The following is a 20,971-nucleotide window of genomic DNA, read 5'->3' as shown; positions in this document are numbered from 1 at the left end:
TTCACACCTCCGTGCGGTTTCCGGCAACGGATGGCAGGGACCGCATTCCATGCGGTCAGGCGGGCGACTGCGGCTGATGCCTCGGGATGAAAGATATCAGGTGGAAGTCTCCTGATGAAAAGACATCCCTGAAGATGGAATGCCGAGATAAGGGACATCTCCCCAACCTGACCGCATGGAATGCGGTCCCTGCCAGCCCGAAACATTGCTTCCCCTGCCGGATGATTCGCACCAATCTGTTCCAAACCCACCCGAACTTTCCGCCCTGAAGAAGCCCACCTTATTTCTGGTCTATCCTGTCATCGGCATGTTGATCGGCTGGATGTCCGCTCCAGTGCCAGAATCGGCACCGGCTCCCAGTCCCTCCCCCTCCCGCATCAGGGAGCCGCGGGCTGGCGGGCCAGCTCCGACCACGGCGGATCTCCTCCAAGCCACCCGGCAACGGGTGGGTTTCTCCGGTGCGGCATCGTCCACCGGCATTGGTGCCCACATCGCCAACTGGACGGATGAAGAAATCCTCACCGCGCTGGAGGAGGCAGCGAAGATGCCGGAAACCCTCCGCCGCTTTGATTCCATCGCCGCCGCGCTGCTGGCTGAATACGCGCGGAGGGATGCCGACCGCGCGCTTGTCTGGGCCCTGGCCCAGCCGCCCGTCCTCAGCCCTCGATTCGTCAATACCGTCATGGCCGCCTGGCCTCCCGACAGGGTGGACGAGGGCATCGCATTCGTGCGGAAAAACCCGGACCTTTTCCACACCAAGCTCCCGATCAACCTGATCTACGCCTCCGTCGCCGAAGCGTCCCGGCAAGGTCCGGAAGCCCTCATTTCACGGATCGCCGAACTGAAGGAGGACGGCATCCCAAACTATGCCTCCTATTCGTTCGACTTCCCCGCCGGGTTCGACTTCGCGGCGCTGCTCGGCTCAACGGATCTCCGCGGCATGAACCTCCCGAACATCGAGAGTGCCTTTCTCCGTGAATGGTTGAAACAGGACCGGGATGGTGCCTTCGACTGGGTGCTCCGGAATTCCGGTCCAGCTGTCCTCATCAAGCTCGGCCCTTCCCGGTTCCGTGACAACGAGGAGCATCCAAGGTGGATCGTCGGCAAGCTCGAGTCCCTCACCCCCGGGCACCGTGCGGCGTTCTTCGAGGCGAACTCCTCCAATTTCCGCCAGCCGGGGTGGAACTCCGTCGCCTGGATCGAGGCGGCAAGTCTTCCGGAGGTGAAGGACACCCTCCGATCCGCCGTAGCACAGGGAATTTTTCTGGGAATGGATTCCTATGTGGATCGCGGCCTCCAGGCGCTGTCCACCCTACCGGATGACGAATCCAAGCTACGCGCCCTGGAAACCATGGAGCCTACTGGCGACCGCACGCCGCTCCAACCCGGCGCGGTGGAAATCCTCCGCCGGCAACTCGCCGAATGGGGGGCGGACGCCGCGCGCACCGACGCCATCATCGCCCGTATGAAGGAGAAGACCAAACCAAACGGGAAGCCATGAAAACCCTCCCCCACGCCATCGCTGCCATCGTTCTCCTCTCTGCCGGGGTTTGGGGTGGCCGGGCCATCCAGTCTGTCACCGGAGCAAATGCCACGGCGGGAGGCTCCGCGGGAAATATCGCGTCATCAGATGCCCGCCGACCGTTACGACCGTCGGCCACCACTCCCGGACCGGACGCCGGACGCCATACCCTCTCCGCCCTCCTTTCCTTCCAAGCTTCCGGTGGCCGCGCCGGGGATCTCTACTATGGGCTGGGTCGTATGGATGTGCCCGCGCTCCACACCCTCATTCTGGAGCAACACGCCGCCCTCAGGGCCGGAACGGTGGACGACATCCCCGCCCACCGCCAGCTCCTCCAAGCCGCGCTCACGGAACTCTGGTCCCGCAGCGGCACCGCCGCCATGGAGTGGGCCGCCACCCTCCCCGGGAAAGACCAGCGGGGAGCGGTGATGATGGGTTTGCTGGAAACCGCGCTCGCGGACGATCCCGTCACCGCCCTCCCGTGGATGAAGAAATACCACGGGGAATTCGGAAAAGGCGACACCGAGTCCAGGTTCTTCGACCTCGCCATGAAAGCCTCCGCCAGCCGCGGCGCGGACGACGTGATCCGTGTGTTCGGCGAATTCCAAAGTGTCGGCTACGCGAATCCGCTCAACAACGCCGACTACGCGGAGGATTTCGATTTCGCCAAACTCCACGCAGCCCTTTCCAAAAAGACGGATCTCTCCGACGCCATCTCCGCCTGGGCCTCACGGGATCCGGACGCCGCCTGGGCCGCGATCACCAAGCGCGACTCCGGCACCATGACCGGAGCGTTCCAAGTCTTCACCCCGTTCACCGCCTATCTTCTGGGGGTGGTCGCCGCGGATGGGGAAATCTCCGGCATCCAGTCGGTCATGGACCGGCTCGCCCAGCTGCCGACAGGCGAGCGCACCGTCCATCTCCATGACATCGACCCCTGGGGCACTCTCTCCGCCGAAGGGGCCGCCACCCTTTCCACGAAGCTCCCCTCCCCTGAGAAGATTTCCTACGCGGCGTCCGTCGCCCGCGCCTCCGGAGACAGTCCGCGCACCCACGCCGTCCTGGACCCCCTCCCGCGTGCGGACCTCATCATCACGCTGCAGCAGATCCGGACTCAGGACCACTCATCTCCTTTCTCTCCCAAGCTCTCACCCGCGAAAATTGAGATTCTGGATGCCGCGATGCACGACCGCTACCAACTCACGGCGGAAGAGATGGCTGCCATCCAGAAGATCACCCCGCAGCCCGTCGATTTCGAACCGGCGGAAATGTATGCCCCGCCGGGGAAGTGACCACGGCGGGAGAAACATTGCTTTCCCTCCAAAGAAATTCCAGTAACCTGCGTCAAATCCACTGAAACCCAATTTCTTCCATGGAAAGTCCTGCTGTTCCCGCAGCCACCATCCTGCAAACTCCGAAGGCCTCTTTCTGGCGCAGGCTCGGCGGTGGCTCCCTGACCATCTCGATCATCGTCCACGCGGTGCTGCTGGTGCTGGCCCTGTTCTGGATCCTCCAGATCATCCCGCCGGAGAAGGAAAAGACGGTTGATTTCAAACCCTCCGGCGGTGGCGGCGGCGGATCGCCGAAGATGCAGGCGAATAAGAGCCAGAACCGGGTGATGAAGCAGGCGACCCAGCGGGTGGCGGCGATCGGGACCTCATCTTCCTTTGCCCTTCCGGAACCTGATGCGAGCACCGCGATGACCGCGCTCGGCTCGCTGGGCGCGGCAAGCGGTGGTCTGGGTGGTGGAGGCAGCGGCGGTGGCCGGGGCGAGGGTATCGGCCGGGGCATCGGTGACGGGATGGGCGACGGCATCGGCATGGGACCGGCCGGCAAGCTGAACCCGTTCGGTGCCCTGAGCAGCACACCCAACGCGCTGATCGGCACGTTCTACGACCTCAAACAGACGGACAAGAAGAAGCCAACCAACATCTCCAACGAGCAGACGCAGGAGGTCATCCGCGAGTTCGTGAACCGTGGTTGGAAGGAGACCTTCCTTTCCCGCGACTATTTCCAGGCCCCGCAGAAGCTCTACCAGACGAAGATCTACATCCCCCTCATGCAGGCGGAGGGAGCACCAGCCGCGTTCAACTGTGAGAAGGACGTGCAGCCGAGCCGCTGGATCATCGTCTATCGCGGAATCGTCACCCCGCCTACCAGCGGACGTTACCGCTTCGTCGGTGCGGGGGATGACGTACTGGTCGTCCGCTTCAACAACAAGCATGTGTTCGACCACGGATTCTACGGCGGCACCACCGGCACCCACCTCTCCCAGATGAAGGACGTGCTGACCGGTGCCAACGACGACCGCGAGCGCCAGAGGCAACTTCGGGACTCCCCGATGAAGCTCCCGGTGGAGTTCTACAAGTATGATACCACCAACAACTGGAACGGTGCCATCGGCGGACTGGCGGTCGGCCCCACCTTCGAGGCGAAGGCCGGGACCGCCTACCCCATCGAGATCCTGTTGAGCGAGATCCCCGGTGGCCTGTTCTGCGCCTCGCTGATGATCGAAAAAATCGGCGAGAAGTATGAGAAAGCCTCCACCGGCTCACCGATCCTGCCGGTTTTCCGGATCGACCACCAACCACCGGCCGTGACCACAGGCGACAACGCTCCGCCTTTCCAGAAGGACGCACCGAGCTGGAAGGTGATGGAAGGCATGGGCAAGATCGGGATCTGATCCGGCAATCTCAGCCCCGCTTCGAGATGAAGCCGTGGATGAGCAGGCTCTGGTAGAAAAGAGTGGATTCGGCGAATCCACCGGACCGGATCAGCGAGGTCAGTTCCTGCGGCGGCACGACATCCACGCCTCCGCGAAGCGCCTCGACGAAGCTGTCCACCGTCTTGTCCTCCTGCCCGGAGAACTTCAGCATGTTGATCCATGCGGAGATGAGTGTCGCGAACTCGGGCGAGTCCATGTCCGAGCAGAGATCCGCGCTGACCAACGGCGCGCCGGGCTTCAGTCGGCCCGAGATTTCACGGAAAAACGCGATCCGCTTTTCCCGCTCCAGCACGAAGTGGGAGACGAGAATGGACGTGGCGGCATCGAAAGGGGCGGTGGCGGGGAGGCTGTCCAGGTAGCCTTCATGGAAGATGCAGCGGTCCGCGATACCCGCGGCCTCCGCCTTTCTCCGGCACTGCGCCAGCATGGGTCCGGCGGGGTCCACCAAGGTGAAGGTCCAGCCGGGAAACGCCTCCGCCAACGGAAACAGTTCCGCGCCGGTGCCCGCGCCCACGCACAGCACCCGAGCCTCTTTTGGAAGCCCCGTGAACCATAACTTGGTCAGCAGATGCAGCGCTTCCATGACTGCTGAGATCCTGTTGAAACGTTCGTCGTAGCTGGCGGCTCGGTCTTCGTCGAAGTGGGTGGGAGATTCGTTGGGAGTGCTCATCGTGGATGTTTCCCCACCATCAGAGCAAAGTCGTCAAGGGGGCAACTCCCGCCTTCTATTGCTTGTAGAAGCTAACCGCACCATCCGGCGGAAATGGGGAAAGATGGAGAGCGATCAGCTCAAAAATGGCGGCTCTCTGTCCCAGCGGAAGATTCACTTTCCAGCGGTTCCACACCCCGTCCACTTCACCTCCGTCTGTCTTCAACACCGATGCCGTTTTCCTGTTGGTTTCACAGAAGTGGGATAACCTTCACTCCCTGCCTCCCTGCTGCGCGGAAAGTTTTCTCACCTCCCGCTCCATCAGAGGAACCATCACGAGCCGCCACAACAATTCATCAACCAGAGTGAAACCGATGCCTCCGATGATGGCGAACCATACCACACCCCATTCCATAACCGGAGAAATCACCATGAGGTAGAAAAATCCGAAGTAGATCACGAACTTCGCCGGATGCTGCAGCATCATCGTCCGGTCGAACTTCGGGGAAGCATCGCGGAGTTCCGTCAACACGGCGATTTGCTCGCGGCGTTTGCGGCTGCGGATTGGTTCGGTCTGATACACGGAGGAACTCATGGCAACGGGTTTCCGGATTTCACTTCACCGTGGGTCATCCGGGACGGTGTGTGAAGGGAAAAGCTTCCCTTGGAAAAAGACCGGAGCGGACGCTCCGGCAACGGCCTGGGCCAAGATGGCCCAGCCACAGTCCGGAAATCAGGGGGCCGGACGGACCGCCGGGACGACACGAGGCCGGGGGGCACGGACCGGCTCCATGACACCATGGATCTGATGATCCAGGCCACGCTTCAGGGCGAACACCCTGCGTTTCCAGAGTTCCGGGAGGCCTTCCGGAGTTTCCTCACCAATGACATTCCCTTGGAAAATGATCTCCTCCTTGGGATTGCTGATCGTCACGCGGTAGATCTCCCCTTCCTTGCGGAGGACGATTTTTCCTTCATCCGTGGAGTAGGTGGCGGTGCGGTCGGAGACGTTCACCACCCGCATCGGTCCGGATTCGCCTGGGAGGATCGCGGCCTCCGCGAGTTCCGAGCTGAAGCCGTCCCGCCCGACGGGCAGGTCACCCAGCTTCATCTTGATATCCAGCGGCTTTCCGCCACGGAAGACCGCCAGCGCAACCTCATCGCCCGGCTTTTGGAGACGGAGCAAGGTGGCGAGCTGGGCTTCATTGATGAGGAGCTGGTCACCCATCTTCCAGACGACATCAAATGGCTGGAATCCGGCCTCGACCGCCGGACCACTGGGATCGATGACTTTCACCATGAAACCCACCCCCAGCGGGAGGGACTGGATCTGCGCGCTGGTGGATGGCTCCACCTTCGCCAGCTTCAGTCCCAGCCATGGGCGGCCGGTAGGAGCCTGCAGCGGCGGCGGAAGGGGTGTGAGCACCTCATCCTGGCCGGTGACCAGGGAGATCCCGGCGAGCAGAGCGATGAAAAAGGTTCCCAGCTTCATTTCAGAACGCGGTGACAGGGGTCAGGATGAGTTCCTCGCGGGGCTCGGATATCTGGAAGACGATGCCGGTCTTCTCGTCGCGGAGGGTGTTTTCCTCCACCACCCGCACGCGGACGGCCTGCATGGCGGTGCCTTGCGGATCCGCCAACCAGCCTTCGTCGGTCAGCGTTTCGATCCGGCCGGTCTCCCCGAGGAGGAAGATGCCCGGAGCCTCCAGCTTTGGCAGGGTCGAGGTGATTTCCTTCCGCGCGGATGATCCGTGTGGCATGAAAAAGGCAAATGCGGCGGCAGCGGCGATCCCGGCGGGAGGCAGCGCGTAAATCCAGAAACTCTTTCCGCGATGCGGGGTGGCCGGGGTTTCCGGAACAGCTTCCTCCCCGGCGAGTTCATCCAGCATGGCGTCGAGCGACCGTTGGCCGGACTCACTGATGGCCACCGGCATCAACCGTGAAAGCATGTCCTCGATGGATTCAGGCTGTTTCACTGCGGGCCTCCTTCAGTTGGCGCAGTTCCTGCGCGAGTTGTTCGAGCGCGTAACGGTAGCGGGAAGCCGCCGTGTTCGGTGAGATGGCCAGGGTTTCGGAAATCTCGGCAAAGGTCAGCCCCCCCCAGCTTTTCATGACCACCACCTCGCGGAGCTTCGGACTGAGGCGCTGGACGGCGTCGCGCAGTGCGGTGGCGTCTTCGTCGTCCTCCAGGACCGGGTCGAGCCAGACGTCCTCGAAATCGTTGAGGTAGATGATGGACTCCTCGCGTTTCCGCCGGCGGCTTTCGGTCCGGTGGTGATTGAGGCCGCAGAAACGGATGGTGGAAAAGGCGAACGGCAGGTCCGGCGGAAGGCCGCCCTTGTCCGCCTGGTGGTTCCAGAGACGGAGCACCGCCTCCTGCACCAAATCCTCCGCATCCTGCTGGCAGTTCGACCAGCCACGCGCGAACAGGAGCAACCGCGGCCCGTGGGCTGCCAGCCACTCTTTCCACACGCTTCTGGGACTACCCGTCATCAGAGGCTAAAATGCCCCACCGGCGGGGATTTGTCTGTAAAATCTTCCCACCGGTCCGGACCGGTCAGTCCAGAAATTTGATCTTGCCCGGTACCTTGAAAGTTCCGGCAGCCATGGCGGCGTGCTGCTCGTCGGTGCAGGCGGAGTTGATGGGAGCATCGGCCGGGGCGTCGCTCTTTTCGAGGTATCCATTCTCCGCAAGCCACTTCTCGACTTCCTCACCGCTGATGTCAGGGAGCATGTGGCCGTCGATCTCCACGCACGGGGAAAGTTGCTGGCCGCTGCGCTGCTCCATCTCCCAACGGAACGCCGGATTCTTGATGATGTCCTTCTCCTCGAAGGGAAGGTCGTATTTCCGCATGATGGCACGGACGCCTTCGCTCCAGCCACAATAGGTTTTCAGGTAGGCGGTGATTTTCGGTGCTTGTGCGCTCATTTCTGAGGAAGAAATAGACCGATTTCCGGATGAAGGCAAACGAAACGGCTGGTGTCGGCCCTGTGGATCGAGCGAAACGCGGAGGCCACGGGGAAGAAGTGCCGAGTGATCAGTGATCGGTGATCAGTGCGGGGATGATGAAACGAAGCAAGTGGAGTCAATCCGGGATTCCATCCCAATCCAAAACCTCAGCGGGAAGCGATTCGCTCCGAGCCGCAAAGCTCACCCATTGAGTTGGCACCATCCATCGTCCGGGTCTTCCACTGATCACCGATCACTGATCACCCGGCACTTCTTCTCCGTTTCGTTTCAATTCTCCAATTTGAAATCCTTTATCCGCTGGAAGAACAGGTCGAGGTCCCCGTCGCAGTCGGAGAGCAGCTTTCTGAAGGCGGGGAGGTGCTGGTGGTAGGTGGCGACGGAGACGAGGTGGGCGTTGGTCAGGTCCGCTGTCAGCCAGCCTTCCAGACCGCGGCCACCCCAGCGGCGGCGGAGTTCGCGGAAGTCATCCTGGAGGCCGCGGAAGAGCTCCTTTTTCCGTTTCCTCATTTCCGCTTCGGGGATGCCTGAGGCGTACAGCTTTTCCAGAGCGGATCGGGTGCTGTCGATCTTGTCGTAGAACTGCGCCCGGCGGACGAGGCGCCCGCGGAATTTCCTGAGATCCGCGTGCCGGTGGTGGTGCGCCAGCCACCGCTGGACACCCTCCTCCGCCACCATGTTCGCGAGGGATTCATTGAAGGCGGTCGCCCCGTTGCGGAAATACTTACGGTGGGTCAGTTCATGGAAGATCAGCTCCGCGAGATCCACATCCGCGGAATCGACGAAGGTGTTCAATACCGGATCATGCAGCCAACCGAGGGTGGAGTAGGCGTCCACACCGCCGGTATGGACGTCATATCCCTGCCCCCGCAGTTCCGCCGCCAGTTGGTCCGTATCGCTCTCCCGGAAGTAGCCGCGGTAGTCCAGCCGTCCGAGGGAGGGATACCACCAGGTCTTCGGTTTCAGTGAGAACTCCGGAGCGGCGTAGAGCACCCAGGTGACATGGTCCCGCCCCAGATCCGCGTAGCGCCCGTAGGCATCGCTTCCCGGAAGGGAGAGGTGGTTTTCCGCAAAGCCGCGGATTTCCTCCACCTCGCGGAGCTTCTTTTTCAGGGATTCCGGGGAGTTCCGGTCCTGCAGCACCGCCCCGTTCGGCCTGCTTTTCCTCATGATCTCGATCTGGCCGCCCATCGCCTGTTGGTAGAAGGTGACGGTATTGCAGGAGGAAAGCCCCAACAACGCCAGAACGGATGGCCATTTCAACAGTCGCAGGATCACCACGCCGTCATCATCACCCGAAGAATCAGGCGTGACAAACCCGCAAACACCGAAAAACTCGGGCCAACCCCATCAATCCATGAAACTCGCCGCCGTTCTACTGCTCGCCCTCGCAGCGTTCTCACCCCTCCATGCGGAACTGACCGATGCCGAAAAGGCTGCGGGCTGGAAGCTACTTTTCAACGGCAAGGATCTGACGGGCTGGCGCGCCTTCGGCAAGCAGACACCTCCCAGCGCAGGCTGGCAGGTGGTGGATGGCATCCTGACAAAAGCGGCGAAGGCACCGGGCGGAAACATCATCACCACCGAATCCTTCACCGACTACGAACTGGTCTGGGAATGGAAGATCGCCGCAAAGGGCAACAACGGGGTGAAATACCTCATCGATGAAAAGCGCGGCGGTGCCCCCGGCCCGGAATACCAGATGCTGGACGACAACGGCCACCCGGACGCGAAGGTGGGAGCGAAGCGCCAGACCGCCTCCCTCTATGACATCATCCCGCCCGCGGAGGACAAGGTGCTCAAGACTCCCGGCGAGTGGAACGAGTCGAAGATCATCGTGAAGGGCAACCACGTGGAGCACTGGCTCAACGGCGGGAAGGTGCTGTCCTATGAACTGGGCAGCGCGGAACTGAAAGAGGCGATCGGCAAGAGCAAGTTCAAGGCGGCGGTTGGTTTCGGCGAGAAGGTCACCGGTCCGATCATGATCACGGACCACTCCGACGAGGTCTCCTTCCGTGTGATCAAGATCCACCCGCTGTAAGGCGGCTTCATGGCCGACCATTCGATCCAGCGAATGATCCCCCGTAAAATGACTCCGCCCACCGATTGGCTCACGGTTCCACTCTCCCATATTGAAGGGGAACTGCGGGATTTCGATGGATGGGTTCTGTGCGGCGGACATTCGGTGGCCCTGATCACCGGAAAAGACACGCGCCCGCATGGCGATATTGACATCGGAGTGTTCAGGACGCGCATTTTGGATTGCCTGAACCAATTTGCGGAAGAACGGGTGTTTTTATGCCGCCAGGGACGCCACGAAAGGTGGCGGGGAGGCGAAATCGCCGGGGATATCCACGACATCTGGATTACCGACCAGAATCTGACGCACTGGCTGTTTCAGATCATGATCTTCGACGATCGCGGAGACCAGGTCTTCTACCGGCGGAATCCGCGGATCGCGTGGTCAAAGAAACACCATTCCGTGAACATCGGTCACATCAGGGTACTGAATCCCCTTGTGACTTTCCTTTTCAAAGCCAACAAGAACACCCAGGAGGAGAAGGAAGTCCACGACATCATCAAGCTGATCGAAGGGATCGGGATGTTCACCTTCACCCATCCCCGGTAACTCCGGACCGGACAAACTCCTTTCCCAAACTCAACCTTAGAACCACCTGAACTACCCATGAGTGATATCGTCATCCTGTTCTCCGGCCAAGGAGCCCAAAAAGTTGGCATGGCCAAAGACTTCTTCGAAACCAGCCCCACTGCACGGGCAATCGCCCAAAAGGCGGACGAGGTGCTGGGGTATTCCCTCACGGACATCATGTTCGAAGGCCCGGATGAGGAACTGACCAAGACCTCCCGCTGCCAGCCTGCGCTTTATCTCCATGGCCTGATCACGCTTGCCCTTCTCAAGGAGCGCGTCCCCGCGCTCAATCCGGTGGCAGCCGCCGGTCTTTCGCTGGGGGAATTCACCGCGCATGCCGCGGCGGGCACCTTCTCCTTCGAGGACGGCCTGAAGATCGTCGCAAAGCGCGGTGCCTTCATGGAAGAAGCCTGCCAGGCGACCCAAGGAGCCATGGCCGCACTCATCGGCGGGGAGGAAGATCAGGTCCGCGCCCTGGCCGCCGAGGCGGATGTGGATGTTGCGAACCTCAACGCGCCGGGACAGATCGTGCTTTCCGGAACGGTGGAAGGCATCGACGCCGCCATCGCAAAGGCGAAGGACTTCGGCATCCGCCGCGCCATCAAGCTGAACGTCGCAGGGGCCTATCATTCCCGCCTGATGAAGAGCGCACAGGACAAGCTGGCGCTGGAACTCGCTTCCCTCCAGGTCAACCTTCCCACCATCCCCGTGGTGGCGAATTTCACCGCGGGCATCGTGCCCACCGCGGACGAGATCAGGAAGACGCTGGAGCAGCAGGTCACCGGCTCCGTGCGGTGGACGGAATCCATCCGCACGCTCATCGCGCAGGGCCACCGCAACTTCATCGAACTCGGACCAGGCAAGGTCATCGCGGGACTGGTCGCGAAGATCGACAAGGATGTGACGGTTCACTCGGTGGAGGACCTTCCATCGCTCGAAGCAGCAACCGAAACGCTCTCCTGAAAACGCTGGAAGCCTGATGGAATATAGCATCTCCGGTCGTCCGTGAAAAAAAGTCACAAAGTATCAAAAAAGGTATTGCACACGAACGGGAGGCTCCTTAGCTTCCGCGCACCCGAGCGGGACATGGAGCGGTAGCTCAGTTGGTTAGAGCGCCAGCCTGTCACGTTGGAGGTCGCGGGTTCGAGCCCCGTCCGCTCCGCCATTCCCTCTCGGATAATCAACCCCGCCCGTCAAACGGCGGGGTTTTTCTTTCCCATGAAGGAGCGCGGGCTTCCCGTCCGCATCCATCTCTGATCTCATCTGAATCCATGCCAACTGTCGCCATCGTAGGACGTCCGAACGTCGGAAAGTCCGCGCTCTTCAATCGCCTCGCCGGTCGGAAGATCGCCATCGTCCACGACCAGCCCGGAGTCACCCGTGACCGGATCTCAGCGCCGTCGAAAGCGACGGCCGTTCCCTGCACGCTCATCGACACCGGTGGTATCGGCGCGACGCTGGACGACGGCTTCGGCGAGCAGGTCACCATCGAGGCGGACATCGCCATGCAGACGGCGGATCTCATCCTTTTCATCGTCGATGCCCACGATGGACTCACCGCCATCGACCAGGCACTGGCGCAGAAGCTCCGGAAGGCGAAGCCCCAGGTGCTGCTGGTCCTCAACAAGGTGGACGACCCGAAACATGAGGCCGCCTACGACGAATTCGCGCGGCTGGGTTTCAAGAAACATGTCTTCGTCTCCGCGGAGCACGGCAGGAACTTCGGCGCGCTGACCGATGCCATCGACGAGGTGATCGCCCCGCTGGTGTCCGAGATCGAGGCCGTGGCCGAAGAGGCGGAGAAAGAGGGCATCAAGCTGGCCATCGTCGGCAAGCCGAACGCCGGCAAATCCTCGCTGGTGAACGCCATCCTGAAGGATGACCGCACCATCGTCTCGAACATCGCCGGGACCACGCGGGACGCGGTGGATCTCCCCTACACCTTCGGCGGCGAGCAGTTCACGCTCATCGACACGGCCGGCCTCCGTCCCCGCGGAAAGCGCGAGGACTCGGTGGAAGTCTTTTCCGCCATGCGGACGGAGAAGGCCATCCGCCGGTCGGACCTCTGCGTGCTGGTCATCGACCTGGAAGGGGGTATCACCGCGCAGGACCGGAAGATCGCCCAACTCGTGCTGGAGGAGAAGAAGCCCTGCCTGATCGTCCTCAACAAATTCGATCTTTTCAAACCGGAATCAAAGCAGGCCGACCGGCAGAAGGCCGCGACGGAGCACGTGAAGCGGGAATTGTTCTTCCTCTCCTACGCGCCGTTCGTCACCTGCTCCGCCAAGACGGGAACCGCCGTGGACCAGGTGCTGAAGGAAGCGCTCAGGATCCGCGCGGCCGCCCAGGACGTGCCGACGACCGGGAAGCTCAACCGCATCCTGCAGGCGGCGTTCGAGACGAACCCGCCACCGATCAACAGCAAGTCCCGCCGCCGGATGAAGCTTTACTACGCGACCACGGCGCTGAATGAGAAATACAGTGTCATCCCGGTGCCGACCATCGTGCTGTTCGTGAATGACAAGCTGCTGATGGGACAGAGCTACGAGCAGTATCTCAGCAACCAGTTCCGCCTCTCCCACCCTGCCCCCGGCGTGCCGGTGGTGTTCTCCGTGCGCTCCCGCACCCGCCGCGAGTGGGAACCGCGCGAGAAGCCGAAGGGACATTGAGGGTCAAAGGGGAGGAAGTTTTCATCTTTCTTCGTGATTCCCCAGGTCATAGGCTGACACAGCAGAGCCTGAACCCGGCCTGCCGCAGCGTCCCTATGAGCCGTCAGGAAAAACACCCGTTGTCCGTCCGCGTGCTGAGGCGGTTCTCCTCCGCAGCAGTGGCAATCGCCGCCCTGGTGGCGATATCCACCGCCAGCGCAAAGGAGCCCCTGCTGGGAGTCTATGGAGGGAACTCCATGGAAAGGGTGCTGACCTTCGAGAAATGGCTGGGCCGGAAAGTCGATGTGATCCTTTGCACCGTCGATTACCAGAAATGGGAGAACTACCGCTATTCCGACTGGCTCAGCAACACGGTCTATGGGAAACGCGGGGACCGGCGGCTGGTGTATGACGTGCCGATCATCATCCAGGGCGCGAACTATGCGGAGGCGAAGACGGGGGCCTATGACGAACACTGGAAGACCTTGGCCGAAACCATCGTCGCGAACAACCCGGGCACCTATGAGATCGTCATCCGCCCGAGCCATGAGATGAACGGTGACTGGTTCCCGTGGGGTGTCGGCGGCTCACGGCTGGAGACCGTTCCGGATTTCATCGAGTCATGGCGGCGTTTCCACGGGGTCTTCCGCGGAGTGAAAGGTGGGGACCGGTTCCGCATGAGCTTCTCCGCATCGGAAGGGGCGAGCGATCCCCGGCCGATGTGGCCGGGCGACGCCTATGTGGATCTGGTGGGGTATGACGTTTATTGGAAACCCAAGGCGATGGGCGGCGAAGGATGGGAAACCAACGATCCCGCGGAAGCCTGGCGGCTGCGTGAGACAAACGGCTACAACGCCTGGGGCATTGGCGGCATGCTGGCCTTCGCGAAATCGAAGGGAAAACCCTTCCAGATCGACGAATGGGGCGTGTGGGGTCCGGACGCGGCTCCGTTCGTCGAGGGCATGATTTCCTTCCTGAAGGAAAACGGCGCCCGCTCCCACACCTACTGGAACTCCGATGCGGACTACCCCGGCGAGCTTCATTCGCGGGAAAAGGATTGGCCGCGGACGGTGGAGGCCTTCAAGAAGGGAGTTACCACGACGAAATGAGATGGGCGGCACCGGATGGATTTCCGGGCCTCCGGAACCATGTGATCTTTATTATAAGATTTGCATGAAACCATCCGTTCTTTAAAACACGCCGAACCATGCTCCCGAGGCTCATCACCTTATTCGCCGCCACCCTGACCATCGCCAGCGCGGCTCCGCGTACCTGGCGCAGCCTGGATGGCACCAAGTCCTTCGACGGGGAGTTCGTCAAACGCGAAGGCCCGGCAATCACCATCGCCCAAGCGGTGGGCGGCAAGGAGATCACGTTCAACATCACGATGCTCCATGCGGATGACCAGAAATGGATCAACCTGTACCACCCGGTTGACGCCTCGAAGAAGAGCGGACGGGAAGCGACCGGCGTCTTTGATGACCTGAACTTCGGTGATTCCCTCCAGCAGGTGGAGGAAAAGCTAAAGAAAAGCGAGATCGTCGAGTCCTCTACTGTCACCACCGCGAAAAACAGCTTCTTCGGCATCTCCACCGCAGGTCCGGAATACCGCACCAAGGAAAAAATCGGCGAACTCAATGCCTCGCTCCACTTCGCTTGGGACGAAAACGATGGGAAGCTCACCGAGATCTACCTCCAGACGGAACCACTCGCCGCGATCTCATATGATGATTCACTGAAAGGTTGCTGGAGCGAGTTCATCGAGCTTCTCACCTCCCTGCACGGAGAGCCCGTCCAGAAGTCCAACTTCCCCAGCCGCAGCCAGGTTCCACAGGATTCCGTCATCGGCTCCCACATCTGGAAGCTGGAAAAGGGCGGCACCGCCATGCTGGGAACGGCCCGCGCCGGGGAGAGATACATCGTGGTGGTGCGCTTCAGCAAAAAGACCGTGGAGGAGATCCAGAAGTTCCAGCTGCAGGAGTAAGGCAGGAGTGGCACTCCTGTCGCCCGGCTGCAATGGAAGCAGCAAAGACATCCCCGGGACAGATCCTCCCACCGCACGAAAAAGGCCCGTGGATTGAAACTTGCGGAGATGGGCCGCGTATCGGAAAACCCCAGCCCTGAAACCCGCCCATCCGGAATGACCCGCCACATTTTCCTCACCGCAGCCCTCCTCCTGCCCCTGCAAGCCGCAGACCACTCCGCCGACATCTGCATCTATGGTGGCACCAGCGCGGGCGTGGTCGCCGCCGTCCAGGGAGCGAAGATGGGCAAGTCCGTCATCCTGCTGGAACCCGGACAGCACCTCGGCAGCATGGCCAGCGAGGGTCTTGGCGGGACGGACATCGACAACCACGGCCCCTTCCGCAACAGCCCTGCGGTGGGCGGACTGGCGCTGGAATACTACCGCCGCATCGCCAAGGCCTACGGCCGGGAAGAACCGTTCGAGGAGATGCTCCGGGAAGGAGTGAAGAAAACCGGACTGTGGCGATTTGAACCCCATGTCGCGGAGAAGGTCTTCGACGAGTGGGCGGCCGAGGCGAAGGTGACGGTCATCCGCGGAGCGCGTCTGGTGGACGAGGATCCCGCCGTCAAGAATGGAGCAACCCTGACGTCCATCCGCACGGTTTCCGGGGACACCGTGAGCGCCAAGGTCTTCATCGACGCCACCTATGAAGGCGACCTGCTGGCCGCCGCCGGAGTCACCTGCACCGTCGGACGGGAAGGCAACGCGAAGTATGGAGAAACCCTCAACGGCATCGTCACCACCACCAGGCACAGCCAGTTCGAGAAAAAGATCGATCCTTACAAAACGCCCGGCGATCCGGCGAGCGGCCTGATCTTCGGCGTGAGCGACGAGGCGCTGGGAGAACACGGCGCACCCAGCCCGGCGATCCAGGCGTTCGCCTTCCGCAACAACTTCACCAAGGATCCCGCGCTCCGCATCCCCTTCGCGAAGCCGGACAACTACGACGTCACGAAATACGAGCTCCAGCGCCGCTTTCTGGAAGCCGGGGGCAACGTCGGCGCACCGAATCCCTCCCTGCCCACCGGGAAAACGGATCCCGGTGGTTGGCACCACCTCACCGGCAACATGCCGAACTGGAACCACAAGTATCCGGAGGCCACCCACGCCGAACGGCAGAAGATGCTGAAGGACAGCCTGGACTACATCAAAGGCCTCTGCTGGTTCCTGGCCAATGATCCGGCCGTGCCGGAAAAAACCCGCGCCATCTGGTCCCAGTGGGGCACCGCCAAGGATGAGTTCACCGACAACGGCGGCTGGCCGCGCACTTTCTACGTCCGGAATGGCCGCCGGATGGTCTCGGATTTCGTCCTCATCGAGCAGCACGGCACCAAGACCAACACCCTGCCTGTGGAGGATTCCGTCGCGATGGTGTGGTGGCCACATGACCTCCACAATGCGCGGAGGATCGTGAAAGATGGCTTTGCCTGGAACGAAGGGGCCGTCTTCGGCGGCACCAACTGGATCCCCTTCGGCGTGCCCTACCGCAGCCTCTACCCGAAAGCGGCGGAGTGTGACAACCTGCTGACCCCCACCTGCCCCTCCTCTTCCTACGTAGCCTACGGTGCCTACCGCATCGAGTTCACGTTCATGGCCGCCGCACAGGCCACCGCAACCGCAGCGGCCATCGCGATCGACGACCGGCAGACAGTGCAGAAAGTGGATTATACGAAACTCCGGGAAAGGCTGCTGGCGGATGGGCAGGTCATCGCCATCCCTGAGGGCACTTTTTGACCCGATTCGTCATCGACTCACTCTCCCGTAGCTCTTTCAATCCCGCCGGGCATGGACACGCTGAAACAACTCCTCGACAACAACCGCAACTGGGCAGACTCCGTCATCAAGGCTGAGCCGGACTTTTTCTCCCGCCTGGCGAACCAGCAGACGCCTGAGTATCTGTGGATCGGGTGCTCCGACAGCCGCGTCCCCGCCAACCAGATCACCGGACTGGCTCCGGGAGAGGTTTTCGTCCACCGGAACGTCGCGAATGTGGTCGCGGAGACGGATTTCAACGTGCTCGCCGTGCTCCAGTACGCCGTGGATGTCCTGAAAGTGAAGCACATCCTCATCGTCGGCCACTACGGCTGCGGCGGGGTGAAGGCCGCGCTGGAAAATGTGCGCCATGGCATCATCGACAACTGGCTCGCCCCCATCCGCTCGCTGCGGAGGCTCTACAAGGAGGAATTGGAAAGTCTTTCCCCCGCGGATGCCCTCGACCGCCTGTGCGAATACAATGTGCTCCACCAAGCGAAACACGTCGCACGCACCACCATTCTGGAAGATGCGTGGGCACGCGGCCAGGAAATCGCCATCCACTCCTGGATCTACCGCCTGGACACCGGCCGGATTTCCGTGCTGTCGGACGCCATCAAGGCGCCGATGGATCCGAACGGCTGAAAAATCTCGCTTTTTTCCCTCTTCGGCTTATTGCATACCGCCTCCCCATGAAACCCATCCATTTCACCCTCGCCATTGCGGTGATATCAGGCACTGCCCGCGCCGCCACGCTTTTCGTCAGCGAAGGGGCGGCCCCCAACAGCACCACCGGCACCTCCCTTTCGCTTCCTTCCGGCGCGGACACCGACTGGGGCTATTGGCATCGCCAGGACAGCACGGGCGTATCTTCGTTCGGAGCCACAAACACCAGCAACGAAGGCGACCGTGGTTTCAGTGTCTCCACCATCGGAGGAGGAAATGTCCGGGGCCCTGGCAATCTTGTCACCGGAGCGCCTTTCAGCTACTTTGACTTCACCAATGGTACCAGCACCGGCAGTGCAACCGCGACAAGGCCCTCCGGTGTCTTCAACACCCAGCTCGGATCCGGCGGCGTGACCGCCGGTGCCGGGCTTCAGTTAAGTCTCACCGGCATCAATACCCAAAGCCTGATCCATATCTGGACTCTCGGCTTCCAAGCCACCGGCTCGTTCGAGGTCTTTCTCAATGGTTCCTCCACCCCGGCTTTTTCCCAATCCGTCACCAGCACCAGTGTCACGAACGGCAAGCAAGCCTACCTGTTCACCCTGGATTTCACCCCTGACAGTGCCACGGACGTCCTGAACATCCGTTATGTCATGACCGCCCAAACCGACGTCAACGCCCACGTCGGCTTCCAGGCGATCTCCATTTCTCCGATCCCCGAACCCGCTTCCCTCGCACTCCTCGCGCTGGGAACCGGCGTCCTCGGCTTCCGCCGCCGGAGGAACTGGAATAAATAGACCTTGCGGATTGTCATTCCCGTGGCAGGTTTCTCCCGACTCAGTGTCAGGGGGCGTTCTGGTTTCGACGGGATGTTCGATGCGCTGGTTGCACGTGGAGGTTGATCGGCTGGCCTCCCTAAAAGCCGCTCAAAACAAATAAATGCAGACTCCAACGAGCTCGCACTGGCCGCTTAATTGACGACCACGCCTGAACCCCGACACCTGCTGAGGGGAACGGCGACTACCCAGCAGGCTGGGTGGGAAACCGGGGAACCGGGTTTCCCATCGAGATCAAACAGGTTCCTAGGAAGGACAACGCCGCATGCGGGCCCAGTCTGACCGAAACTCCAGACCGCGTGCTAAACGTGTAGATACCTGTGCTGATGATGTTCCGGACAGGGGTTCGACTCCCCTCGCCTCCACCATCTTTTTTCAGAAATGCCCCTGCCGGACAGGGGCATTTTTTTTTCGGAGTGGGTTTGTGCCGAATGTTCCGTTGGATTGCCCGCCGCGGGGCACCAATACCACGAAGCCAGGAAGGGCCCGGAGCCGTGTCCCCATAGAGTTTGCGGCAGTGACCGGCAAACCCGCCAGATGCTGCGCTTCTCCGCAGGCAAGCCGGTGTCCGCCCATATACGCTTGCCTGTGCTCCGTGCGGGTGCCATGACTGGTACTGGCGCGCGTCCGGCAGTTTCGCGCACCGTTTCCAACCGGCCCGATGCTCGCACTGCTGAAAGACAAACTCCCTGAGACGCTGCGGGCGGTGGCCCCGCTCATCATTGTCGTCTGCCTGCTGCAGTTCACGGTTGTCGGTGCTTCCACCGCCATGTTCCTGCAGTTCCTCGCGGGGTCGGCGCTGGTCACCCTCGGGCTGCTCCTGCTCCTCGTGGGGGTGGATCTCGGGCTGCTGCCGATGGGCCGCTTCATCGGCGCGGCCCTGTCGGAAAAGCGTTCACTCCCGCTGATGCTGCTGGTCGTCTTCGCGATGGGATTCGCCACGACCGCTGCCGAGCCGGACGTGCTGGTGCTCACGGAGCAGGCGGAGTCCGCGGGGCAGGGCATGCTGTCGGCACGGCGGCTGGTTTACCTCATCTCCGCAGGCGTCGGATTGTTCGTCGCACTGGCGATGCTGCGTGTGGTCCGGGGATTCCCGATGACATGGCAGCTCACCGCCGTGTATTCGCTGATGATCGCACTCTCGCTGCTCGTCCCCCCGGCACTCACCCCGCTGGCCTACGATGCCGGCAGTGTGACCACGGGGGTGTTGAGCGGGCCGGTGGTGCTCGCGCTCGCCTTGGGTGTCAGCTCGGTGCTCGCCGGACGTACCGCGGTCGCGGACGGCTTCGGATTGCTCGGCATGGCCTCGATCGGACCAATCATCATCCTGTTGTTGCTCGGACTCCTGCGATGAACGATGCACCGGTCATCACCGAACTGACCCGCACCTTTGCCAGCGTGGCACTGGGCATCATCCCCATCGCCGTGGCGTTCGGGGTGTTCCAGGTCTGCCTTCTCAAGCTCCCCCGAACGGAAGTGATCCGCATCGCCACCGGAACCTTGCTGGCCTCCATCGGGCTATTCCTGTTCCTGCTCGGCGTGGGCATCGGTTTCATGCCGTTCGGGCGGGCGATCGGGGAGGCGCTCGGCAACCTTCCGCACAAGTGGATGGTGGTGCTGGCGGGACTCATCCTCGGTTTCGTGACCACGTGGGGCGAACCCGCGGTGCGCATCCTGGCCGACCAGGTGGAGGAGGCGTCCGGCGGCTCGATCCGGCAGCGGCTGGTGATGACCACGATCTGTGCCGGTGTGGCGGTGGCCGTGGGCCTGGGCTTGTTCCGGATCAGCCATGGCATCCCTCTTCTCTGGCTTCTGGTCCCGGGCTACATGACTGTCATCGCCGCCGTATGGCTGAGCGACCGCGGCTTTGTCTCCATCGCCGTGGATGCGGGTGGGGTTGCGACCGGCCCCCTGGCGAACACATTCCTGCTCGCGCTCGCGCTCGGTGCGTCGTCCGCCGTTTCCGGACAGGATCCTCTCGTCCACGGGCTGGGCCTGGTCGCTCTCATCGCGCTCTCCCCGATCATCTCAGTGATGTTGCTGGGCATGCTGGTCCGGTGGAAAACACGTCCCTCGAAATCATGAACTCGAACATATCCCTCATCGTCAGCATTGTCCGCAAAGGTTGGGGCAGCAGCGTGCTGCAAGCATCGGTCAAGGCGGGCGCGCGCGGCGGCACGGTGCTGCCGGGCCGCGGCGCCGGCATTCATGAGCAGCAGACGATCTTCGGAGTGTCCATCGAGCCGGAGAAGGAGATCGTGCTGACCCTGGTCTTCGCGGACCAGTTGGACACCATCCTGCCAAAGATCGTCGAGGCCGCGGAGCTGAACGAGATGGGCAGAGGGATCGCGTTCGTGGTTCCCGTGGACCAGATCGTCGGAGTGGCACATTTCATGAAGACGGAGCCCCGGCAATGAAGGGGCGGATGTTTCCCGGAAACGGGTGAGGGTGCGCCTGGTTTGCGGAGCCGGTCTGGTGGACGATCATCCATGGCCCGCTCCGGCTCTATCAGTCTTTCAAAGCGGCTCC

Annotated in this window: 22 protein-coding genes, 1 tRNA gene and 1 other RNA gene; 17 read left to right on the top strand and 7 right to left on the bottom strand. The window is 61.8% G+C overall.

Annotated features, from left to right (window positions below; translation table 11 throughout):
* Positions 1-175: 175 nt before the first annotated feature.
* The 3 genes from KF712_02280 to KF712_02270 all read left to right on the top strand — a co-directional run bounded on the left by KF712_02280 (position 176) and on the right by KF712_02270 (position 4,205).
* The gene (locus KF712_02280; GenBank protein ID MBX3739791.1) at positions 176-1,501 is read left to right on the top strand and encodes a hypothetical protein; all 1,326 of its coding nucleotides are present in this window, start codon (positions 176-178) and stop codon (positions 1,499-1,501) included.
* Positions 1,498-2,814, top strand: a complete 1,317-nt coding sequence (locus KF712_02275; GenBank protein MBX3739790.1) for a hypothetical protein — start codon at positions 1,498-1,500, stop codon at positions 2,812-2,814. Before KF712_02280 ends, KF712_02275 begins: the two co-directional genes overlap by 4 nt.
* A gap of 80 nt (positions 2,815-2,894) precedes the next feature.
* Positions 2,895-4,205: a hypothetical protein gene (locus tag KF712_02270; GenBank protein ID MBX3739789.1), complete on the top strand. Its 1,311-nt coding sequence runs from the start codon at positions 2,895-2,897 to the stop codon at positions 4,203-4,205.
* A 10-nt stretch (positions 4,206-4,215) separates the two neighbouring features.
* On the opposite strand, the gene KF712_02265 is transcribed toward KF712_02270, so the two are convergent.
* From KF712_02265 to KF712_02235, 7 genes are all read right to left on the bottom strand, one after another.
* Positions 4,216-4,917 carry a class I SAM-dependent methyltransferase gene (locus KF712_02265; GenBank protein ID MBX3739788.1) on the bottom strand — a complete coding sequence of 234 codons (702 nt, stop codon included), beginning with the start codon at positions 4,915-4,917 and terminating at the stop codon, positions 4,216-4,218.
* A gap of 250 nt (positions 4,918-5,167) precedes the next feature.
* Positions 5,168-5,491, bottom strand: a complete 324-nt coding sequence (locus KF712_02260; GenBank protein ID MBX3739787.1) for a hypothetical protein — start codon at positions 5,489-5,491, stop codon at positions 5,168-5,170.
* 138 nt (positions 5,492-5,629) lie between these two features.
* Positions 5,630-6,388: a PDZ domain-containing protein gene (locus KF712_02255; protein MBX3739786.1), complete on the bottom strand. Its 759-nt coding sequence runs from the start codon at positions 6,386-6,388 to the stop codon at positions 5,630-5,632.
* Position 6,389: 1 nt separating this feature from the next.
* A complete protein-coding gene (locus KF712_02250; protein MBX3739785.1) occupies positions 6,390-6,872 on the bottom strand; it encodes a hypothetical protein in 483 nt (160 codons plus the stop codon).
* Positions 6,859-7,368 carry an RNA polymerase sigma factor gene (locus tag KF712_02245; protein MBX3739784.1) on the bottom strand — a complete coding sequence of 170 codons (510 nt, stop codon included), beginning with the start codon at positions 7,366-7,368 and terminating at the stop codon, positions 6,859-6,861. The genes KF712_02250 and KF712_02245 overlap by 14 nt, the downstream gene beginning before the upstream one ends.
* Before the next feature lie 85 nt (positions 7,369-7,453).
* Positions 7,454-7,825, bottom strand: coding sequence for a glutaredoxin (locus KF712_02240; GenBank protein MBX3739783.1), 372 nt, complete (start codon positions 7,823-7,825; stop codon positions 7,454-7,456).
* A gap of 309 nt (positions 7,826-8,134) precedes the next feature.
* Entirely contained in the window at positions 8,135-9,127 is a 993-nt protein-coding gene (locus KF712_02235; GenBank protein ID MBX3739782.1) for an aminopeptidase, read from the bottom strand.
* 94 nt (positions 9,128-9,221) lie between these two features.
* On the opposite strand from KF712_02235, the gene KF712_02230 reads away from it, so the two are divergent.
* The 14 genes from KF712_02230 (at position 9,222) to KF712_02165 (ending at position 20,859) form a co-directional block, all read left to right on the top strand.
* Entirely contained in the window at positions 9,222-9,905 is a 684-nt protein-coding gene (locus KF712_02230; GenBank protein ID MBX3739781.1) for a DUF1080 domain-containing protein, read from the top strand.
* A gap of 9 nt (positions 9,906-9,914) precedes the next feature.
* Positions 9,915-10,493, top strand: a complete 579-nt coding sequence (locus tag KF712_02225) for a hypothetical protein (protein MBX3739780.1) — start codon at positions 9,915-9,917, stop codon at positions 10,491-10,493.
* 57 nt (positions 10,494-10,550) lie between these two features.
* Positions 10,551-11,477, top strand: coding sequence for an ACP S-malonyltransferase (gene fabD, locus KF712_02220; GenBank protein ID MBX3739779.1), 927 nt, complete (start codon positions 10,551-10,553; stop codon positions 11,475-11,477).
* A gap of 125 nt (positions 11,478-11,602) precedes the next feature.
* Positions 11,603-11,679 (top strand) — tRNA-Asp (locus KF712_02215).
* A 106-nt stretch (positions 11,680-11,785) separates the two neighbouring features.
* Entirely contained in the window at positions 11,786-13,183 is a 1,398-nt protein-coding gene (gene der, locus KF712_02210; protein MBX3739778.1) for a ribosome biogenesis GTPase Der, read from the top strand.
* A 95-nt stretch (positions 13,184-13,278) separates the two neighbouring features.
* Complete coding sequence (locus tag KF712_02205) at positions 13,279-14,271, top strand: hypothetical protein (protein MBX3739777.1); 993 nt, start codon at positions 13,279-13,281, stop codon at positions 14,269-14,271.
* Positions 14,272-14,369: 98 nt separating this feature from the next.
* Positions 14,370-15,146 (top strand): hypothetical protein, encoded by a 777-nt coding sequence (locus KF712_02200; GenBank protein MBX3739776.1) that lies wholly within the window; start codon positions 14,370-14,372, stop codon positions 15,144-15,146.
* Between the two features lie 156 nt (positions 15,147-15,302).
* Positions 15,303-16,922 carry an FAD-dependent oxidoreductase gene (locus tag KF712_02195; protein MBX3739775.1) on the top strand — a complete coding sequence of 540 codons (1,620 nt, stop codon included), beginning with the start codon at positions 15,303-15,305 and terminating at the stop codon, positions 16,920-16,922.
* Between the two features lie 51 nt (positions 16,923-16,973).
* Positions 16,974-17,585 (top strand): carbonic anhydrase, encoded by a 612-nt coding sequence (locus tag KF712_02190; protein ID MBX3739774.1) that lies wholly within the window; start codon positions 16,974-16,976, stop codon positions 17,583-17,585.
* Between the two features lie 47 nt (positions 17,586-17,632).
* Positions 17,633-18,403, top strand: a complete 771-nt coding sequence (locus KF712_02185) for a PEP-CTERM sorting domain-containing protein (protein ID MBX3739773.1) — start codon at positions 17,633-17,635, stop codon at positions 18,401-18,403.
* A gap of 49 nt (positions 18,404-18,452) precedes the next feature.
* Positions 18,453-18,810: a transfer-messenger RNA gene (gene ssrA / locus KF712_02180) on the top strand.
* Between the two features lie 293 nt (positions 18,811-19,103).
* Complete coding sequence (locus tag KF712_02175) at positions 19,104-19,796, top strand: DUF1538 domain-containing protein (GenBank protein ID MBX3739772.1); 693 nt, start codon at positions 19,104-19,106, stop codon at positions 19,794-19,796.
* On the top strand, positions 19,793-20,527 hold the full coding sequence (locus KF712_02170) for a DUF1538 domain-containing protein (protein ID MBX3739771.1): 735 nt from the start codon (positions 19,793-19,795) through the stop codon (positions 20,525-20,527). Before KF712_02175 ends, KF712_02170 begins: the two co-directional genes overlap by 4 nt.
* The gene (locus KF712_02165) at positions 20,524-20,859 is read left to right on the top strand and encodes a P-II family nitrogen regulator (GenBank protein MBX3739770.1); all 336 of its coding nucleotides are present in this window, start codon (positions 20,524-20,526) and stop codon (positions 20,857-20,859) included. Before KF712_02170 ends, KF712_02165 begins: the two co-directional genes overlap by 4 nt.
* Positions 20,860-20,971 lie beyond the last annotated feature (112 nt).

The sequence above is a fragment of the Akkermansiaceae bacterium genome, assembly GCA_019634595.1.
GTDB lineage: Bacteria > Verrucomicrobiota > Verrucomicrobiia > Verrucomicrobiales > Akkermansiaceae > Luteolibacter.
This window is presented reverse-complemented; position numbering and strand designations above follow the sequence as displayed.

Excerpts from the sequence above, each read along its gene's own strand:
- KF712_02280 (MBX3739791.1), top strand. The coding sequence starts at position 176 with ATGGAATGCGGTCCCTGCCAGCCCGAAACATTGCTTCCCCTGCCGGAT.
- KF712_02275 (MBX3739790.1), top strand. The coding sequence starts at position 1,498 with ATGAAAACCCTCCCCCACGCCATCGCTGCCATCGTTCTCCTCTCTGCC.
- KF712_02270 (MBX3739789.1), top strand. The coding sequence starts at position 2,895 with ATGGAAAGTCCTGCTGTTCCCGCAGCCACCATCCTGCAAACTCCGAAG.
- KF712_02265 (MBX3739788.1), bottom strand. The coding sequence starts at position 4,917 with ATGAGCACTCCCAACGAATCTCCCACCCACTTCGACGAAGACCGAGCC.
- KF712_02260 (MBX3739787.1), bottom strand. The coding sequence starts at position 5,491 with ATGAGTTCCTCCGTGTATCAGACCGAACCAATCCGCAGCCGCAAACGC.
- KF712_02255 (MBX3739786.1), bottom strand. The coding sequence starts at position 6,388 with ATGAAGCTGGGAACCTTTTTCATCGCTCTGCTCGCCGGGATCTCCCTG.
- KF712_02240 (MBX3739783.1), bottom strand. The coding sequence starts at position 7,825 with ATGAGCGCACAAGCACCGAAAATCACCGCCTACCTGAAAACCTATTGT.
- KF712_02230 (MBX3739781.1), top strand. The coding sequence starts at position 9,222 with ATGAAACTCGCCGCCGTTCTACTGCTCGCCCTCGCAGCGTTCTCACCC.
- KF712_02225 (MBX3739780.1), top strand. The coding sequence starts at position 9,915 with ATGGCCGACCATTCGATCCAGCGAATGATCCCCCGTAAAATGACTCCG.
- fabD (MBX3739779.1), top strand. The coding sequence starts at position 10,551 with ATGAGTGATATCGTCATCCTGTTCTCCGGCCAAGGAGCCCAAAAAGTT.
- der (MBX3739778.1), top strand. The coding sequence starts at position 11,786 with ATGCCAACTGTCGCCATCGTAGGACGTCCGAACGTCGGAAAGTCCGCG.
- KF712_02205 (MBX3739777.1), top strand. The coding sequence starts at position 13,279 with ATGAGCCGTCAGGAAAAACACCCGTTGTCCGTCCGCGTGCTGAGGCGG.
- KF712_02200 (MBX3739776.1), top strand. The coding sequence starts at position 14,370 with ATGCTCCCGAGGCTCATCACCTTATTCGCCGCCACCCTGACCATCGCC.
- KF712_02195 (MBX3739775.1), top strand. The coding sequence starts at position 15,303 with ATGACCCGCCACATTTTCCTCACCGCAGCCCTCCTCCTGCCCCTGCAA.
- KF712_02190 (MBX3739774.1), top strand. The coding sequence starts at position 16,974 with ATGGACACGCTGAAACAACTCCTCGACAACAACCGCAACTGGGCAGAC.
- KF712_02185 (MBX3739773.1), top strand. The coding sequence starts at position 17,633 with ATGAAACCCATCCATTTCACCCTCGCCATTGCGGTGATATCAGGCACT.
- KF712_02175 (MBX3739772.1), top strand. The coding sequence starts at position 19,104 with ATGCTCGCACTGCTGAAAGACAAACTCCCTGAGACGCTGCGGGCGGTG.
- KF712_02170 (MBX3739771.1), top strand. The coding sequence starts at position 19,793 with ATGAACGATGCACCGGTCATCACCGAACTGACCCGCACCTTTGCCAGC.
- KF712_02165 (MBX3739770.1), top strand. The coding sequence starts at position 20,524 with ATGAACTCGAACATATCCCTCATCGTCAGCATTGTCCGCAAAGGTTGG.